The organism is Micromonospora sp. NBS 11-29 (assembly GCF_002140155.1).
Classification (GTDB): domain Bacteria; phylum Actinomycetota; class Actinomycetes; order Mycobacteriales; family Micromonosporaceae; genus Micromonospora.
Genome location: NZ_NAPR01000008.1, coordinates 43,039 through 60,641, shown reverse-complemented (window position 1 = coordinate 60,641; position 17,603 = coordinate 43,039). Strand labels below are relative to the sequence as shown.

General features: G+C 70.2%; 12 protein-coding genes and 2 pseudogenes. 11 read left to right on the top strand and 3 right to left on the bottom strand.

Features of this window, described 5'->3' with window-relative positions; genetic code table 11:
* Positions 1–340: cellulose binding domain-containing protein (locus tag B1205_RS13315; protein ID WP_176308575.1), on the top strand; the 340-nt coding region annotated here is incomplete at its 5' end.
* 61 nt (positions 341–401) lie between these two features.
* On the opposite strand, the gene B1205_RS31405 is transcribed toward B1205_RS13315, so the two are convergent.
* Both B1205_RS31405 and B1205_RS31400 read right to left on the bottom strand, forming a co-directional pair.
* On the bottom strand, positions 402–1,724 hold the full coding sequence (locus B1205_RS31405; RefSeq protein ID WP_254909912.1) for a carbohydrate-binding protein: 1,323 nt from the start codon (positions 1,722–1,724) through the stop codon (positions 402–404).
* On the bottom strand, positions 1,643–1,942 hold the full coding sequence (locus B1205_RS31400) for a family 43 glycosylhydrolase (protein ID WP_441338484.1): 300 nt from the start codon (positions 1,940–1,942) through the stop codon (positions 1,643–1,645). The genes B1205_RS31405 and B1205_RS31400 overlap by 82 nt, the downstream gene beginning before the upstream one ends.
* Before the next feature lie 718 nt (positions 1,943–2,660).
* Here B1205_RS31400 and chvE point away from each other — a divergent pair.
* The 3 genes and pseudogenes from chvE to mmsB all read left to right on the top strand — a co-directional run.
* Positions 2,661–3,632: pseudogene (gene chvE, locus B1205_RS29670) on the top strand (multiple monosaccharide ABC transporter substrate-binding protein); the annotation flags it as partial.
* A gap of 87 nt (positions 3,633–3,719) precedes the next feature.
* Entirely contained in the window at positions 3,720–5,258 is a 1,539-nt protein-coding gene (gene mmsA / locus B1205_RS29665; protein WP_176308577.1) for a multiple monosaccharide ABC transporter ATP-binding protein, read from the top strand.
* Positions 5,255–6,505, top strand: coding sequence for a multiple monosaccharide ABC transporter permease (gene mmsB / locus B1205_RS13300; protein ID WP_089155920.1), 1,251 nt, complete (start codon positions 5,255–5,257; stop codon positions 6,503–6,505). The genes mmsA and mmsB overlap by 4 nt, the downstream gene beginning before the upstream one ends.
* A gap of 59 nt (positions 6,506–6,564) precedes the next feature.
* Here mmsB and B1205_RS13295 read toward each other — a convergent pair whose 3' ends face one another.
* The gene (locus B1205_RS13295) at positions 6,565–8,220 is read right to left on the bottom strand and encodes a glycoside hydrolase family 27 protein (protein WP_089155919.1); all 1,656 of its coding nucleotides are present in this window, start codon (positions 8,218–8,220) and stop codon (positions 6,565–6,567) included.
* A gap of 636 nt (positions 8,221–8,856) precedes the next feature.
* On the opposite strand from B1205_RS13295, the gene araB reads away from it, so the two are divergent.
* From araB to araA, 7 genes and pseudogenes are all read left to right on the top strand, one after another.
* Positions 8,857–10,539, top strand: coding sequence for a ribulokinase (araB, locus tag B1205_RS13290; RefSeq protein ID WP_089155918.1), 1,683 nt, complete (start codon positions 8,857–8,859; stop codon positions 10,537–10,539).
* Positions 10,536–11,219 carry an L-ribulose-5-phosphate 4-epimerase gene (locus B1205_RS13285; RefSeq protein ID WP_089155917.1) on the top strand — a complete coding sequence of 228 codons (684 nt, stop codon included), beginning with the start codon at positions 10,536–10,538 and terminating at the stop codon, positions 11,217–11,219. Before araB ends, B1205_RS13285 begins: the two co-directional genes overlap by 4 nt.
* A gap of 98 nt (positions 11,220–11,317) precedes the next feature.
* Positions 11,318–12,316 carry an ABC transporter substrate-binding protein gene (locus tag B1205_RS13280; RefSeq protein ID WP_089155916.1) on the top strand — a complete coding sequence of 333 codons (999 nt, stop codon included), beginning with the start codon at positions 11,318–11,320 and terminating at the stop codon, positions 12,314–12,316.
* Between the two features lie 71 nt (positions 12,317–12,387).
* Positions 12,388–13,929: a sugar ABC transporter ATP-binding protein gene (locus tag B1205_RS13275; RefSeq protein WP_089155915.1), complete on the top strand. Its 1,542-nt coding sequence runs from the start codon at positions 12,388–12,390 to the stop codon at positions 13,927–13,929.
* A complete protein-coding gene (locus B1205_RS13270; RefSeq protein ID WP_089155914.1) occupies positions 13,926–14,996 on the top strand; it encodes an ABC transporter permease in 1,071 nt (356 codons plus the stop codon). The genes B1205_RS13275 and B1205_RS13270 overlap by 4 nt, the downstream gene beginning before the upstream one ends.
* Positions 14,993–15,930 (top strand): annotated as a pseudogene (locus B1205_RS33350) (ABC transporter permease subunit). Before B1205_RS13270 ends, B1205_RS33350 begins: the two are co-directional and overlap by 4 nt.
* Before the next feature lie 26 nt (positions 15,931–15,956).
* Positions 15,957–17,459, top strand: a complete 1,503-nt coding sequence (gene araA / locus B1205_RS13260; protein ID WP_089155913.1) for an L-arabinose isomerase — start codon at positions 15,957–15,959, stop codon at positions 17,457–17,459.
* Positions 17,460–17,603 lie beyond the last annotated feature (144 nt).

Sequence of the window (17,603 nt, the reverse complement as noted above, 5' to 3'; positions counted from 1 at the left end):
GAGCCCGACCACCCCGCCGCCGAGCCCGACGACGCCGCCGCCCGGTACGGGTGGGTGTTCGGCGTCGGTGTCGTTGAACTCGTGGACCGGTGGTTTCGTGGCCACGGTGAAGGTGACGGCTGGTTCCGGTGGTACTCGGGGTTGGACGGTGAGTGTGACGTTGCCGGGTGGGTCGAGTGTGACGGGCACCTGGAGTGCGACGGCCAGTGGTAGTTCGGGGACGGTGCGGTTCGCGAACGTGGACTACAACGGTCAGCTCGGCGCCGGTCAGAGCACCGAGTTCGGGTTCCAGGGCACCGGCAGCGCGTCGGGCCTGACCCCGACCTGCACGGCCGCCTGAACGCACGCCCGACGGGGCGGTGCGACGATCCGTCGTCGCACCGCCCCGCACGGTTTCCGGTTCAGGCCCGGGACCACTGCATGCTGGTGGCGGAGCCGCAGGTCCGCTGCTCCAGCGCCGCGCCCGCGGTGGTCGAGCCGCCGACCACGTTCACACACTTGTTGCTGTTGACGTTGACCAACTGGTAGTAGCCGTCCCCGGTCGACCGCCAGGTGAACGCCTGGTTCGTGCCGTCGTGGCAGGTGTACTGGATGATCCGCGCGCCGTCGGCGGTGGAGCGGTCCGCCACGTCGACGCACTTGCCGCTGTGCACGCTCTGCAACCGCACGGTGCCGTTGCCGGCGTCCAGGTAGCGCCACTGCTGCCAGGCGTTGCCGTTGGCGGTCCACTGACCGATCACGGCCAGGTCGTCCAGGTTGGGCTGCTGCACGTCGATGACCTGCCCGCTGTTGCGGTTGGTGATCCGGTACGCCGGCGCGGTGCCGCCACCACCGGTGAACTGCCACCAGTCGACGTTGAACAGGGTGCCGCTGCCGCCGGCGAACCGCAGGTACAGGTCGTGGGTGCCGGTGGCGCCGCTCACCGTGCAGGTGGTGGTGGTCCAGGTCTGCCAGCCGCCGGTGCCGCCGACCGTGCAGGTGCCGACGACCGGTCCGCCGGTGCCGTCGAGGCGTACCTCGATCCGGCCGCCGGAGCTGGCGGACGCGACCCGGGCGGAGAACGAGGACGCGCCGGTGCCGAAGGCGACGCCCTTGACCTTGACGTAGTCGCCGTTCTCGATCCAACCGATGTTCATGCCACCCGCGCTGGCCGGCTCGGTCTCGATGCCGGAGCCCCAGGCGATCGTCTCGGCCTCCTGCCGGACGTACGGGTTCAGCGTGCCCACCTGGGGGGCGCCCGTGCTGGTCATGTTCATGGTGGGCAGGGTGCCGTTGGAGTTCCAGGTGAACTTCTCCACCGCCACCGAGCGGGTGTATCCGCTGCCGCCGGGCAGCGCGCCGTTGTGGTAGAAGAAGTACGACCCGCCGTTGAAGTCGATGATGCCGGGATGGTTGGTGAAGCTGGCTCCCTGGCGGGGCATGACCGTGCCGCGGTAGGTCCACGGCCCGGTCGGCCCCGGCGCGGTCGAGTAGCCGATGAACTCCGAGCAGCACTCCGCCGCGAACACGTTGTAGTAGAGCCCGTTGCGTTTGAACACCCAGGGGCCCTCCTCGTAGAGGGTCGGGCGGCTGGCGTTGCCGGTGCGGGTGCCGAAGCCGGCGGTGGTCAGCGGGATTCGCGTCGGGCTGCCGGAGAACGAGATCATGTCCTGGTTGAGCCGCACGTACCACAGGTTCGGGTTGCCCCAGTAGAGGTACGCCTGGCCGTCGTCGTCGATGAACACCGAGGGGTCGATCTCGTTGTTGCNCCGACGCCGATGACCATCTGCCCGTTCGACCGCTGCCGGACCGGCGCGTACCAGTAGAACTTGCCGTTGCGGGCGACGACCTGGCCGGCCCACGCGTTCGCGTCCGCCCAGGCGAACGTGGCCAGACTCATCGGTGAGCCGTGGTCGGTCCAGTTGACCATGTCGGCGGACGAGAACACCCGCCACTCGCGCATGGTGAAGTAGGTGGATCCGTCCTCGTCGTGGCCGGTGTAGAGGTAGACCCGGCCGTTGTGCACCATCGGNCACCCGGCAGCAGGGCGACGGCGCAGGCCAGGCCCGCGGCCATGGCCACGACGCGCCGGAGCCCGGTGCGGAGCCGGGCGGGGACGGGTGTTCTCACGGGTGCTCCCAGGGTGTCGGTCGGTGGCGGGACGCGGTGGTTCACCGCGCCGGGCGCCCGTACGGCACGCTCCGGTGGCGGGCGTCGGCGACGTCGACCTGCTGTGTGTTAGCGCTAACAGAACGGGTCGGGCGGCCGTTGGTGGGGTGGAGCGGCGGGTTGAACCGGCGTGGTCTGCCCGTCACCGGGTGGCGCTGTCATGGGACGGCAACGAGTGGCATCATCGTTGACATCGAACATGTGCGATGGACCGTACTGCCCGGGGTGTCGCCCGTCAACCACGGCGCATCACGGTTGCCCGGCCGCGCGCCCGACGGGTCGGCTGAAAGCGGCGGGCCCGGTGGCGGCCTTGTTACGAGACCGATACATGCGCATTTCGCGTCACCGGTTGACGTTGGATCTTGTGAGCGTTAACACTCGCCGGGAGGATTACCTGTGCGTTTCGTGGACCACAAGGGGNCGTCAGCCTGGCCGCGTGCAGCGGTGACGGCGCGGGTGGCGGCGGGGACACCAGCTCGGCCAAGCCCAGCGACCTGACCATCGGCGTCTCCATGCCGACTCAGACCTCGGAACGGTGGATCGCCGACGGCAACTCGGTGAAGGAGAAGCTCCAGGCCAAGGGCTACAAGGTCGACCTGCAGTACGCCGGGGACGAGATCCCCACCCAGTCACAGCAGATCGACCAGATGATCACTCAGGGTGCGGACGTGCTGGTGATCGCCGCGATCGACGGCACCGCGCTCAGCAGCCAGCTCCAGGCCGCCGCGGCGGCGAAGATCCCGGTCATCTCCTACGACCGGCTCATCCGCAACAGCCCGAACGTCGACTTCTACGTCAGCTTCGACAACTACAAGGTCGGCGTGGCGCAGGCCAACGCGCTGCTGGTGGGCCTCGGGCTGCAGAACAAGGACGGCTCGAAGGGCGCCGCGGCCGGCCCGTTCAACGTGGAGCTGTTCGCCGGCTCGCTCGACGACAACAACGCGCACTTCTTCTTCAACGGCGCGATGGACACGCTCAAGCCGTACTTCGAGGCCGGCACGCTGAAGGTGAAGTCGGGTCAGACGAAGATCGAGCAGATCGCCATCCTGCGCTGGCAGCAGGAGACCGCGCAGAAGCGGATGGAGGACCTGCTCACCTCCAGCTACAACGACGGCACCAAGGTCGACGGCGTGCTGTCGCCGTTCGACGGCATCTCCCGGGGCATCATCACCGCCCTGCAGAACGCCGGCTACCGCGGCGGGGCCAAGAAGATGCCGGTGATCACCGGCCAGGACGCCGAGGTCGCCTCGGTCAAGCTGATCAACGACGGGGTCCAGAGCTCGACCGTCTTCAAGGACACCCGGCTGCTGGCCGAGCAGGCCGTGGCCGCCGCCGAGTCGTTCCTCAAGAAGGAGGAGCCCAAGGCGAACGACACCAAGACGTACAACAACGGCGTCAAGGTCGTCCCCTCGTTCCTGCTGCCGGTGCAGACCGTCTACAAGGACGACATCAAGTCGGTGCTGATCGACTCCGGTTACCTGACCGCCCAGGAGGTGGCCGCNCCCGGTCACGCGACGCGTCACCGGGCCCGCCGCCCTCCGGACGCGACGGCCACGAGCAGGACGGTTTCCATGAGCGACCACATCCTTGAGATGCGCAACATCACCAAGACCTTCCCCGGAGTGACGGCGCTCCAGGACGTCTCGCTCGCCGTGCGGCGCGGCGAGATCCACGCCATCTGCGGCGAGAACGGCGCCGGCAAGTCCACCCTGATGAAGGTGCTGTCCGGGGTGTACCCCACCGGCAGCTTCGACGGGCAGATCATCCTGGACGGCGAGCCGGTCGGCTTCCGGGGCATCCGGGACAGCGAGTCCCGCGGCATCGTCATCATCCACCAGGAGCTGGCGCTGGTGCCGTACCTGTCGATCGCCGAGAACATCTTCCTCGGCAACGAGCGGCGCGGCCGGGGCGGGCTCATCGACTGGCACCGCACCAACGCCGAGGCCGCCTCGCTGCTGCGGTCGGTCGGCCTGGACGAGAACCCGGTGACGCCGGTCATCCAGCTCGGCGTGGGCAAGCAGCAACTCGTCGAGATCGCCAAGGCGTTGTCCAAGAAGGTGCGGCTGCTCATCCTGGACGAGCCGACCGCGGCGCTCAACGACGTCGACTCGGCGCACCTGCTGGACCTGCTGCGGCGCCTCCGCGACCAGGGCATCACCTGCATCATGATCTCCCACAAGCTCAGCGAGATCACCGCGATCGCCGACTCGACCACGGTGATCCGGGACGGCCGCACGGTCGAGACGCTCGACATGGGCGACGCCTCGGTGACCCAGGAGCGGATCATCCGCGGCATGGTCGGCCGCGACCTCGCGGCGTTCTACCCGACCCGGACGGTGACGCCCGGCGCCGAGGTGCTGCGGATCGAGGACTGGACCGTACGCCACCCGACCCAGGACCGGCTGGTGGTCGACCGGGCCTCGCTCACCGTCCGCGCCGGTGAGGTCGTCGGCATCGCCGGGCTGATGGGCGCCGGCCGCACCGAGCTGGCGATGAGCGTGTTCGGCCGCTCGTACGGCCGGGACATCACCGGGCGGATCTTCGTCAACGGCCGGGAGGTGCGCACCCGGACGGTGGCCGAGGCGATCGCCAACGGCATCGCGTACGCGACTGAGGACCGCAAGCACTACGGCCTCAACCTGATCGACGACGTACGGGGCAACATCTCGGCCGCCGCGCTCGGCAAGCTCGCCCGCCACGGGTGGATCGACGGCAACGAGGAGATCAAGGTCGCCGAGCGGGGGCGACGCGACATGAACATCAAGGCGCCGACCGTGATGTCGGTGGTGGGCAAGCTCTCCGGCGGCAACCAGCAGAAGGTCGTGCTGGCGAAGTGGCTGTTCACCGACCCGGACGTGCTGATCCTCGACGAGCCGACCCGGGGCATCGACGTCGGGGCCAAGTTCGAGATCTACACGATCGTCAACCGTTTGGTGGCGGCCGGGAAGGCCGTGGTCATCATCTCCTCCGAGCTGCCCGAGCTGCTCGGCATGTGTGACCGCATCTACACCCTGGCGGCCGGGCGCATCACCGGGGAGCTGCCGGTGGGCGAGGCCACCCAGGAGAACCTGATGGAACTCATGACCAAGGACAGGGATCTCGTCGGATGACCAGCACGAAGCCTCCCACCCCGTTGAAGGTCGCCGCGCCCGACACCGGGGCGGCGGCCACCCTGCACACCGGGACCAGCGACCCGCGCACGCTGATCCTCGGTAACCTGCGGCAGAGCGGCATCTACATCGCCCTGGTGGTGATCGTCGCGCTGTTCGCGATCCTCACCGACGGCGTGTCGCTCAGCCCGGGCAACCTCACCAACATCGTGCTCCAGTACTCCTACATCCTGGTGCTCGCGATCGGCATGGTCGTGCTGATCATCGGCGGGCACATCGACCTGTCCGTCGGGTCGGTGGTGGCGCTCACCGGCGCGGTCTCCGCCGTACTGGTCATCCGGGAGGGGATGCCCTGGTGGGTCGGCGTCCTGGCCGCGCTCGCCGTGGGCGTCGCGGTCGGTGCCTGGCACGGGCTCTGGGTCGCCTACGCCGGCATCCCGGCCTTCATCGTCACCCTGGCCGGCATGCTGCTGTTCCGCGGCCTGACGCTGCGGGTGCTGGACAACATCTCGCTGTCGCCGTTCCCCGGCGAGTACCAGCGGGTCGCCGCCGGCTTCCTCAACGGGCTGTTCGGTGGTCAGGGATTCGACGCCTTCACGCTGTTCATCGGCGCGTTCGCGGTCGTCGGGTACGCCGCCAGCGTCTTCCGGACCCGGCTGGCCCGGGTCCGGCACGAGCAGCCGGTGGAGTCGTTCCCCCTGTTCGTCCTGCGGGTGGTGGTGGTCGGCGCGGTCGTCATGTGGTTCGCCTGGCAGCTCGCCCACGCGCGCGGCCTGCCGATCGTACTGATCATCCTGGCCGTGCTGGTGCTCGCCTACGGGCTGCTCACCCGCCGTACCGTCTTCGGTCGTCAGGTCTACGCGATCGGCGGCAACCTGCCGGCGGCGACGTTGTCCGGCGTCCGGGTGAAGACGGTCAACTTCTGGATCTTCGTGAACATGGGCCTGCTCTCGGCCGTGGCCGGGGTGATCTACTCGTCCCGGTCCAACGGGGCCCAGCCGGGGGCGGGCAACATGTTCGAACTGGACGCGATCGCGGCGGCCTTCATCGGCGGCGCGGCGGTCACCGGTGGGGTCGGCACCGTGGTCGGCGCGATGGTGGGCGGTCTCATCATGGCGGTGATGAGCAACGGCATGCAGCTCATGGGCGTCGACCAGTCCGTCCAGTCGGTGGTGAAGGGCCTGGTGCTCCTCGCCGCCGTGGCGTTCGACATCTGGAACAAGCGCCGCGCCGCGGGCAACCGGTGACGGCCGGCCGGGCGGCGATCCGCCGCCCGGCCGGCCGCACGGTCACCGGCCGTCGTCGCTCAGGCCCGGCTCCACCGTTGGTTGGTGTTGCCGTGGCAGGTCCAGAGGATCACCCGGGTGCCGTTGGCGGTGCCGCCGTTGTCGACGTCCAGGCACAGGGACGGGAAGCGGACGTTGCTCACCGTGCCGTTGCCGTTGAACGTCCACTGCTGGTTGGTGCCACCGTTGCAGTCCCAGATCTGCACCCGGGTGCCGGTGGTGGCGCTGGTCGGCACGTCCAGGCACTTGCCCAGCACCTGCAGCGTCTGCCCGTTCTGGGTGAACTGCTGGTTGGCGTTGCTGTGACAGTCCCAGATCAGCGCGCCGGTGCCGTTGGCCGTGCCGCCGTTGTCGACGTCGAGGCACCGACCGGCCGACTCGCTGCGCAGCCGGAACGTGGTCGGGGTGGGCGGCGGGGTGGTGGTGCCGCCGCCGCTGACCCGGTACACCACCGTGCCGTGCGCCGGCACGCTCGCGGAGATCGCTCCGGTGGTGCTGGAGGTGGCGTTGCTCCACGCGTCGCGCAGCGTGAACGAACTACCGCTCTTACCCACCGCCGCCGCCGTGGTGGAGACGGTCGTGGTGGCGCTGCCCTGGTTGAACAGGGCCACCGCGACGTCGCCGTTGGCCAGCGGCTTGGCCAGCACCCGCCGGGTGCCGTCGAAGGAGACCTGACTCGCCTGCAGGGCGAGGGGGTCCTGGCTGATGCCGATGAGGTTGGCGTTCTTCAGAATCGTCTGGGTGGCCGTGTTCATGCTGCGCAGGTCGTTGCCGGCGATGAGCGGCGAGGCCATGACGGCCCACAGCGCGAAGTGACTGCGCATCTCGGTGTCGGTCATGCCGCCCCGACCGACCTCCAACATGTCCATGTCGTTGAACGCGCCGGGCTTCGCCCGCCCGGCCAGCGGCACGGTGACGTCGACGATGTTCTGGATGCCCATCGGGTAGCCGTTGGTCTGGCCACTGTTCCAGGTGTTGGTGATGTCCTCGGTGGTGCGCCACATGTTCGCCACGTCGCCCCAGTTGCGCTGCGGGCCGGTCTTCGAGTGGACGCTGTTGGAGTTGATGCTGTAGACGATCGGCCGGCCGGTGGCGGCGAGCGCATCGCGCATGATGTTGAAGACCCGGACCTGGTCGTCGATGGTGCCGCTGGGCGAGCACCAGTCGTACTTGAGGTAGTCGACGCCCCAGGCGGCGAACTGCCGGGCGTCCTGGGCCTCGTGTCCCTGGGCCCCGGTGGCGCCGGGATAGCTGTTGAAGTACTGCGCGCACGTCTTGTCCAACGGGCCCTGGTAGATGCCGAACTTCAGGCCGCGGGAGTGGATGTAGTCGCCGAGCGCCTTCATCCCCGACGGGAAGCGGCTCGGGTCGCCCTGCAGGTTCCCCGCCGAGTCCCGGTTCGGGTTCATCCAGCAGTCGTCGACGACGACGTACTGGTAGCCGGCGTCGCGCATGCCGGTGCTGACCATCGCGTCGGCCATCTGCCGGATGAGCGTCTCGTTGATGTTGCAGCCGAACGTGTTCCAACTGTTCCAGCCCATCGGGGGCGTACGGGCGACGCCGTTGTCGAGCGCCTGCGCCGGTTGCGGGGCGACCACCCCGGCGGTGACGGAGGCCGCGAGCGCCACTGCCGTGGCACCCAGGGCGGCCAGCGTCCATCGTGTCCTTCTACGCACTGATCCTCCTCGGTGGACGGGCCTCGGCGTGCCGACGCCCGGAGGGAGCGACCGTCCGCGTGGCGGTCCGGAGACGCCGGGCGCGGGCGGGGAGAGGGGACCGGCGGATCGCCGACGGCCGCTCGGGTGGTGGGTCCGGCGCGATCCGGGGACGCCCTCGGCCACCGCCTCCATGGGGTGTGCCGGGGCGTCCGTCGGGGACGGCACGCCGGTGCAGTGATGCCGCGGATGTTATCGCTGACATCAAACTGTGTAAATAGCTCGCCCCCTTCCACGCCGGTCGCCGAGACCGTTCGTGGGCCTCGGGGCGGGCGGAATAAGAGCCGTTGAGAGGCCCTGTGACGGCCTGGGCGCCGGGTGTCCCGGGGACTCGTCGGGGGTGCGGCAGGGTGGCGGATAGATCGCCACCTGGGGCATCGATTGTTCTCGCTAACACAGCTGGTGGTCGGGGTCCGGCGGGCATCCGGCCGACCGCGCGAAGTGGATCTCAGGCAACGGTGGGCGGGCCGGTCCGTGCCGGGGCGCGGGGCGATGTCGCCGAGCGGGCGTCCCCGTTACGCAGCTGTTGCGCTTGGGTGTCTTGACGGATGTATATGTGAGCGCTAACACTAGCTCCGTGATGCGGCGGAGGTGTAGATGAGCGAGCGGGACGCGCCCGACCGGTACGTCGTCGGCGTCGATTTCGGCACGCTGTCCGGGCGGGCCCTGGTGGTGCGCGTGCGCGACGGCGCCGAGCTCGGCACGGCGGTGCACGAGTACCGGCACGGGGTGATCGAGGCGGCCCTGCCCGGCGGTGGCCCCGCGCTGCCGCCGGACTGGGCGTTGCAGGACCCCGACGACTACCGCGAGGTGCTGCGCCAGGCGGTGCCCGCCGCGCTGGCCGCCGCCGGCGTGGACCCGGCGCGGGTGGTCGGGATCGGCATCGACTTCACCGCCTGCACCGTGCTGCCGACGCTCGCCGACGGCACCCCGCTGTGCGAGCTGCCCGAGCTGCGCCACCGGCCGCACGCCTGGGTGAAGCTGTGGAAGCACCACGCCGCCCAGCCGCACGCCGACCGGATCAACGCGCTGGCGCACGAGCGGGGCGAGCCGTGGATCGGCCGCTACGGCGGCAAGATCTCGGCCGAGTGGCAGTTCGCCAAGGGGTTGCAGATCCTCAACGAGGACCCCGAGGTCTACCGGCGGGCCGAGCGCTTCATCGAGGCCGCCGACTGGATCGTCTGGGAGCTGTGCGGCGTCGAGACCCGCAACGCCTGCACCGCCGGCTACAAGGGCATCCGGCAGGACGGGAGCTACCCGTCGCCGGACTATCTGGCCGCGCTCGACCCCGGGTTCACCGACTTCGTGGCCAAGCTCGACGGCCCGCTGCTGCCGCTGGGCGCCCGGGCCGGCGGCCTCGGCGCCCGCGCCGCCGCCTGGACCGGCCTGCCGGAAGGCATCGCGGTCGCGGTCGGCAACGTCGACGCGCACGTCACCGCCGCCTCCGCCCAGGCGCTGCGCCCGGGCCGGCTGGTGGCGATCATGGGCACCTCCACCTGCCATGTGCTCAACGGCACCCTGCCGGCCGAGGTTCCCGGCATGTGCGGCGTCGTCGACGGTGGCATCAGCCCCGGCGCCTGGGGCTACGAGGCCGGGCAGAGCGGCGTGGGCGACATCTTCGGCTGGTTCGTGCGGCACGCCGCCCCGGCCGGGCTCGACTCGCACGAGCGGCTCACCGAGCTGGCCGCCGCCCAGCCGGTCGGCGCGCACGGCCTGGTGGCGCTGGACTGGTGGAACGGCAACCGGTCGCTGCTGGTCAACCACGACCTCAGCGGCCTGGTCGTCGGTCTGACACTGGCCACCCGCCCGCCGGACGTCTACCGCGCGCTGCTGGAGGCCACCGCGTACGGCACCCGGATGATCATCGAGGCGTTCGCCGAGGCGGGCGTGCCGGTCGACGACCTGGTGGTGGCCGGCGGGCTCACCTCGAACCGGCTGCTGATGCAGATCTACGCCGACGTCACCAACCGGCCGCTGGGCATCATCGGCTCGGCGCAGGGGCCGGCGCTCGGGTCCGCCATCCACGCGGCGGTCGCCGCCGACGCGTACCCGACGGTGCACGAGGCGTCGGCGGCGATGGGTCGGGTGGACGAGGGCGTCTACCAGCCGATTCCGGAGAACGTCCGGGCCTACGACGCGCTCTACGCCGAATACCGGGCGCTGCACGACCACTTCGGCCGCGGCGCGAGCGACGTCATGCTCCGCCTGCGCGCGATCCGCAACGCGGCGGTGGACGCCGCCGCGGCGCAGCCCGAGGAGACCCTGGAGGTGGTCGGATGAACACCGACGTCGACCGGCAGATCACCGCGCTGCGCCAGACGGTGGCCCGGCTGCACGGCGAGCTGACCCGCTACAACCTGGTGGCCTGGACCGCCGGCAACGTCTCGGCGCGCGTCCCCGGGCAGGACCTGATGGTGATCAAGCCGAGCGGGGTGGACTACGACGACCTGACCGCCGAGACGATGGTGGTCTGCGATCTCAACGGCGCCGTGGTCGACGGCGGCGGCGCCCCGTCCAGCGACACCGCCGCGCACGCCTACGTCTACCGTGCGATGCCCGAGGTCGGCGGCGTCGTGCACACGCACAGCGGCTACGCCACCGCCTGGGCGGCCCGGGGCGAGGCGATCCCGTGCTGGCTGACCGCCCAGGCCGACGAGTTCGGCGGCGAGATCCCGGTCGGGCCGTTCGCGTTGATCGGCGGCGACGACATCGGCAAGGGCATCGTGAGCACGCTGTCCGGGCACCGCTCGCCCGCCGTGCTGATGCGCAACCACGGCGTCTTCACCATCGGCAAGGACGCCCGCGCGGCGGTCAAGGCCGCGGTGATGTGCGAGGACGTCGCCCGCACCGCGCACCTGGCCCGCGCGCTCGGCGAGCCGCTGCCGATCGCGCCGGCCGACATCGACTCGCTCCACGACCGCTACCAGAACGTGTACGGCCAACGCCCGCCGGCCGGGTAAGCCCCCTGACCAGCACCACGCACCGAATTCCCCACCACACCCGGTCGTCCCGGCCCCACCGGTCGCGCGTGCCGGATCACCCAACCCTGAGGAGAACGATGAGAAGCAGGAGCACGGCACGCACGGTCATCGCGGCCCTGACCGGCGTGCTGCTCGCCGGCGGCCTGGTCGCCTGCGGTAACAGCGACACCGGCGGCGACTCCGGCGGCGGTGGCAGCGACAAGATCGTCCTGGGCTTCTCCCAGGTCGGCGCGGAGAGCGGCTGGCGGACCGCGAACACCACCTCGATCAAGGAGGCGGCGGGCCAGGCCGGCGTCGAGTTGAAGTTCGACGACGCGCAGCAGAAGCAGGAGAACCAGATCAAGGCGATCCGCAACTTCATCCAGCAGAAGGTCGACGTCATCGCCTTCTCGCCGGTGGTCGAGTCCGGTTGGGACACCGTGCTCAAGGAGGCCAAGGACGCCAAGATCCCGGTGATCCTGACCGACCGCGCGGTCGACTCGGCCGACAAGTCGCTCTACAAGACGTTCCTCGGCTCGGACTTCATCAAGGAGGGCCGACTCGCCGGCGAGTGGCTGGTGGAGCAGAAGAAGGCGGCCTCCGGCCCGGTCAACATCGTCGAGTTGCAGGGCACCACCGGCTCCGCCCCGGCCAACGACCGGAAGAAGGGCTTCGCCGACGCCATCGCCGGCAGCCCCAACCTGAAGATCGTCGCCTCGCAGTCCGGTGACTTCACCCGCGCCGGCGGCAAGCAGGTGATGGAGCAGTTCCTCAAGGCCAACCCGAAGATCGACGTGCTCTTCGCGCACAACGACGACATGGGTCTGGGCGCGCTCGAGGCGATCACCGCGGCCGGCAAGGTGCCCGGCAAGGACATCACCATCATCACCATCGACGCGGTGAAGGACGGCATGCAGGCCCTCGCGGACGGCAAGTTCAACTTCATCGCGGAGTGCAGCCCGCTGCTCGGCCCGCAGCTGATGGACCTGGCGAAGAAGGTCAAGGCCGGCGAGGAGGTGCCGCCCCGGATCGAGACCGAGGAGACCACCTTCACCCAGGAGCAGGCCAAGGAGGCACTGCCCAACCGCAAGTACTGATCCACACCGGGGGTCGCCGTCTGACCGACGGCGGCCCCCGCACCACCACGTCGAAGAAGAGGTCCGATGGGATGACGGGTGACCGTCCGGTCCTGACCATGACCGGTATCAGCAAGACCTTCCCCGGGGTCCGCGCACTGCACGACGTCGACTTCCGGTTGTTCCCGGGCGAGGTCCACGCCCTGATGGGTGAGAACGGCGCCGGCAAGTCGACCCTGATCAAGGTGTTGACCGGCGTGTACGGCACCGACGCGGGCACCATCACCCTCGCCGGTGAGGCGGTGTCCTTCACCGGGCCGATGCAGGCCGCCGCGGCCGGCGTCAGCACCGTCTACCAGGAGGTCAACCTCTGCCCGAACCTGTCGGTGGCGGAGAACATCTTCATCGGCCGGGAACCCCGACGCCTCGGCGCCGTCCGCTGGGGCGAGATGCGCCGGCGGGCCCGTGAACTCCTGACCCGGCTCGACCTCGACCTCGACGTCAGCGCGCAGCTCGGGACGTACTCGCTGGCCGTGCAGCAGATGGTCGCCATCGCCCGGGCGATCGACGTGCGGGCCCGGGTGCTCATCCTCGACGAGCCGACGTCCAGCCTGGACGCGGGCGAGGTCGCGCAGCTCTTCCGGATCATGCGCCAGCTCCGCGACGAGGGGATCGCGATCCTGTTCGTCACGCACTTCCTCGACCAGGTCTACGGCATCGCCGACCGCATCACGGTGCTGCGCAACGGCACCCTGGTGGGGGAGTACCGCACCGAGGAGCTGCCCCAGTTCAGCCTGGTCGAGAAGATGATCGGCCAGGAGCTGGACGTCCTGGAACGGCTCGACGAGCAGCAGAAGCGGGCCACCGTCACGCCGGACGGACAGGCCCCGCTGGTGGACGCCACGGAGCTGGGCCGGCGTGGCGCGGTCGCGCCGTTCAGCCTGCGCATCCACGCCGGTGAGGTGGTCGGCCTGGCCGGCCTGCTCGGCTCCGGCCGGACCGAGGTGGCGCGGCTGCTCTTCGGCGCCGACCGCGCCGACCACGGGCAGGTCCTCCTCGACGGCGGCCGGTCGCCGCTGCGTACCCCGATCCACGCCATCGACCAGGGCATCGGCTTCTGTTCGGAGAACCGGCGCGCGGAGGGCATCGTTCCCGAGCTGTCCGTCCGGGAGAACATGATCCTGGCGATGCAGGCCGCGCGCGGCTGGCTGCGTCCGATCCCACGCCGCCGGCAGGACGAGCTGGTCCAGAAGTACATCGAGGCGCTGAGCATCCGGCCCGCCAACCCGGAGGCGCCGGTGCGCAACCTCTCCGGCGGCAACCAGCAGAAGGTGCTGCTGGCCCGCTGGCTCATCACCGAGCCGCGCCTGCTCATCCTCGACGAGCCCACCCGCGGCATCGACATCGGCGCGAAGGCCGAGATCCAGAAGCTGGTGGTGCAGCTCTCCGACGGCGGCATGGCGGTGCTGTTCATCTCCGCCGAGCTGGAGGAGGTGCTGCGCCTGAGCCACCGGGTCGCCATCATGCGCGACCGGGAGATGGTCGCCCAGCTCACCAACGACGACACGCTCGACGCGGACCGCGTCATGCGCACCATCGCGAGCGGAACCCCCCGGGAGGAGGTGCACCGATGAACACCGTCGCCGAACGCCTTCGTCCGCTGACCGGCCACCGCCTGTTCTGGCCGGCGCTCGTGCTCGTGGTCATGATCGCCGCGAACACGGCCTACCGGCCCGGCTTCCTGGCCGTCGAGGTCAAGAACGGCCATCTGTACGGCACCCCGGTCGACATCCTCCGGTTGAGCGCGCCGCTGATCCTCGTCGCGCTGGGCATGACCCTGGTCATCGCCACCGGCGGCATCGACCTGTCCGTCGGCTCGGTCTGCGCCATCAGCGGCGCGATCGCCTGCCTGCACATCAGCGAGGCGGCCGACCAGAACAGCGCGTCCACCGTGGCCACCGCGCTGGCCCTGGCCTTCGGGGCGGCGCTCGTGCTCGGCGCGTGGAACGGGGTGCTGGTCGCCGTCATCGGCATCCAACCCATCATCGCCACGCTGATCCTGATGGTGGCCGGTCGGGGCATCGCCCAGCTCGTCACCGAGGGGCAGATCATCACGATCAACTCGGAGCCGTACCGGGCGATCGGGCTCGGGCACTTCCTCACGCTGCCGCTGGCGGTCCTGATCGCGCTCGCCGCGGCGCTGCTCGTGGCCGCGTTCACCCGGCGCACCGCGCTCGGGCTGATCGTCGAGTCGGTCGGCGGCAACGCGGAGGCCAGCCGGTTGGCCGGCATCCGGTCGCGTCGTATCGTCCTCCTCGTCTACGTGGTCAGCGCCGCCTGCGCCGCGGTCGCCGGTTTCATGGTCACCGCGAACGTGTCCAGCGCCGACGGCAACGCCGCCGGGCTGTGGATCGAACTCGACGCGATCCTCGCGGTGGTCATCGGCGGCACCTCGCTCGCCGGTGGCCGGTTCTCGCTCAGCGGCACGGTCCTCGGCGCGTTGATCATCCAGACCCTGACCACCACGGTGTACGCCATGAACATCTCGCCCCAGACGTCGCTGCTGTTCAAGGCCGTCGTCGTCATCGCCGTCTGCCTGGTGCAGGCCCCGGCGTTCCGCGCCCGGCTGCGTCGCCGCCGGCGCGGGGTCCAGACCGGCCCGACGGCGCCCCAGCGGGAGAAGGAGCAGGTGCCGGCATGAGCAGCACGTCGTTGAGCGCCGTCCGGTCGTGGCGGCCCAGCCTGCCCCGGCGCCACGTACCGGTCCTGGCCACCCTCGCCCTGCTGCTGGTCATGTACGGCATCGGGGTGTCGCAGTACCGTGCGTTCTCCAACGTCCAGGTCGTGTTCAACGTCTTCATCGACAACGGTTTCATGCTCGTCGTCGCGGTCGGCATGACGTTCGTGATCCTCACCGGCGGCATCGACCTGTCCGTCGGCGCGGTGGTCGCGATGACCGCGATGGTGTCGGCCGCCCTGCTCCGGGACGGGCTGCCCGCCGCCCTGGTGCTGGTCATCGCGTTGCTGATCGGCCCCACGCTGGGGTTCCTGATGGGCTGCGCGATCCACTTCTTCGACATCCAACCGTTCATCGTGACACTGGCGGGGATGTTCTNTTCTGGACCTCGGTGTCCCAGGAGCGCATCGGTGACCCGGCCGGGAACTTCGTGTCGATCAGCGTGCTGATCGCGTTCGCGGTGGTGCTGGTCGCCGCGTACGTGCTGGCGTACACCCGGTTCGGCCGCAACGTGTACGCCGTCGGCGGCAACGCGCAGTCGGCGCTGCTGATGGGGCTGCCGGTCGCGCGGACCCGGATCGCCGTCTACACGATCAGCGGGCTGTGCTCCGCCATCGGCGGCATCCTGCTGTCGTTCTACACGCTGTCCGGCGCGCCGCTGATCGCCGTCGGCATGGAACTGGACGTGATCGCCGCGGTCGTCATCGGCGGCACGGTGCTCACCGGCGGCTCCGGTTACGTCTTCGGGACCGTGCTCGGCGTGCTGGTGCTGGGCGTCATCCAGACCCTGATCACGTTCGACGGCAGCCTCAACTCCTGGTGGACCAAGATCGTGATCGGCGGGCTGCTCTTCGCGTTCATCCTCCTCCAGCGCCTCATCGGCATCCGGTTCAAGTAACGGCTCCTAGCGCGGAAGGCAACAACATGGCTACGCACCCCCAGCCCGAGGTCTGGTTCCTCACCGGCAGCCAGGGTCTCTACGGCGAGGACACCCTCCGGCAGGTCGCCGACCAGTCCCGGCAGATCGCCGCGCGCCTGGACGAGTCGCCGGACATCCCCGTACGGGTGGTCTGGAAGCCGGTCCTGACCACGAGCACGGACATCCTCGCGGCCTGCCGGGACGCGGCCGTGCAGGGCGCGGTCGGGGTGATCGCCTGGATGCACACGTTCTCGCCGGCGAAGATGTGGATCTCCGGGCTGGACGCGTTGCAGACGCCGCTGCTGCACCTGCACACCCAGGCGAACGTGGCGCTGCCCTGGGACACCATCGACATGGACTTCATGAACCTGAACCAGGCCGCGCACGGCGACCGCGAGTTCGGGTACATCCAGACCCGGCTCGGGGTGGCCCGCAAGACGGTCGCCGGCCACGTCACCGACCCGCGGGTGGTGGGGCGGGTCGCGGCGTGGGCCCGCGCGGCCATCGGCTGGTCGTCGATGCGGACGCTGCGGCTGGCCCGCTTCGGCGACAACATGCGCGACGTCGCGGTGACCGAGGGCGACAAGGTCGAGGCGGAGCTGCGCTTCGGCGTGTCGGTCAACACCTACGGCGTGAACGATCTGGTGGCGGCCGTCGACCAGGTCGCCGACGCGCAGGTCGACGACCTGGTGAAGGAGTACGACGACGCCTACCGGCTGGACGCCGCGCTGCGGCCGGGCGGCGACCGGCACGAGTCGCTGCGCTACGCCGCGCGCCAGGAGATCGGCCTGCGTTCGTTCCTGGACGCCGGTGGCTTCCGCGCCTTCACCACCAACTTCGAGGACCTCGGCGGTCTGCGCCAGCTCCCCGGCATCGCGGTGCAGCGGCTGATGGCCGACGGGTACGGCTTCGGCGGCGAGGGGGACTGGAAGACGTCCGTGCTGGTGCGGACGCTGAAGTCGATGGCTGTCGGCGTCGAGGGCGGCACCTCCTTCATGGAGGACTACACCTACGACCTGACGTTCGGGCAGGAACTGGTCCTCGGCGCGCACATGCTGGAGGTGTGTCCGAGCATCGCCGCCGACGTGCCGACCGCCGAGGTGCACCCGCTGAGCATCGGTGGGCGGGAGGACCCGGTCCGGCTGGTCTTCGACGCGGCGTCCGGCCCGGCCGTGGTGCTCGGCATGGCCGACATGGGGGAGCGGTTCCGGCTGGTGGCCAACGTGGTCGACGTCGTGCCGCCGCCGCAGCCGCTGCGCCGGCTGCCGGTGGCCCGGGCGGTCTGGCGGCCCCGCCCCGACCTGGCCGGCTCGGCGGAGGCGTGGATCACCGCGGGCGCGCCCCACCACACCGTGCTCTCCCAGGCGGTGGGCGTGGAGGAGCTGCGCGACCTGGCCGCGATGGCGCGTACCGAACTGGCGATCATCGACGCCGACACCGAGCCGTACCGCTTCGCCGACGAGCTGCGCTGGAACCAGGCGTACTACCGGCTCGCCCGCGGGTTCTGACCCGGGCCGACCACCGCGACGGGTGGCCTGCCCCGATGTTCGCGTCGGGGCACGCCACCCGTTCCGCGTCCCGGATGTTACGGCTTGACGAACGGCATGTTATCGCTCACAGTCGATGCATTGAGGGTCGCCGGCAGCTTCGCG

Coding starts and splice junctions, on each gene's coding strand:
- mmsA (WP_176308577.1), top strand. CDS start 3,720: ATGAGCGACCACATCCTTGAGATGCGCAACATCACCAAGACCTTCCCC.
- B1205_RS13285 (WP_089155917.1), top strand. CDS start 10,536: ATGAACACCGACGTCGACCGGCAGATCACCGCGCTGCGCCAGACGGTG.
- araA (WP_089155913.1), top strand. CDS start 15,957: ATGGCTACGCACCCCCAGCCCGAGGTCTGGTTCCTCACCGGCAGCCAG.
- B1205_RS13275 (WP_089155915.1), top strand. CDS start 12,388: ATGACGGGTGACCGTCCGGTCCTGACCATGACCGGTATCAGCAAGACC.
- araB (WP_089155918.1), top strand. CDS start 8,857: ATGAGCGAGCGGGACGCGCCCGACCGGTACGTCGTCGGCGTCGATTTC.
- B1205_RS13280 (WP_089155916.1), top strand. CDS start 11,318: ATGAGAAGCAGGAGCACGGCACGCACGGTCATCGCGGCCCTGACCGGC.
- mmsB (WP_089155920.1), top strand. CDS start 5,255: ATGACCAGCACGAAGCCTCCCACCCCGTTGAAGGTCGCCGCGCCCGAC.
- B1205_RS13270 (WP_089155914.1), top strand. CDS start 13,926: ATGAACACCGTCGCCGAACGCCTTCGTCCGCTGACCGGCCACCGCCTG.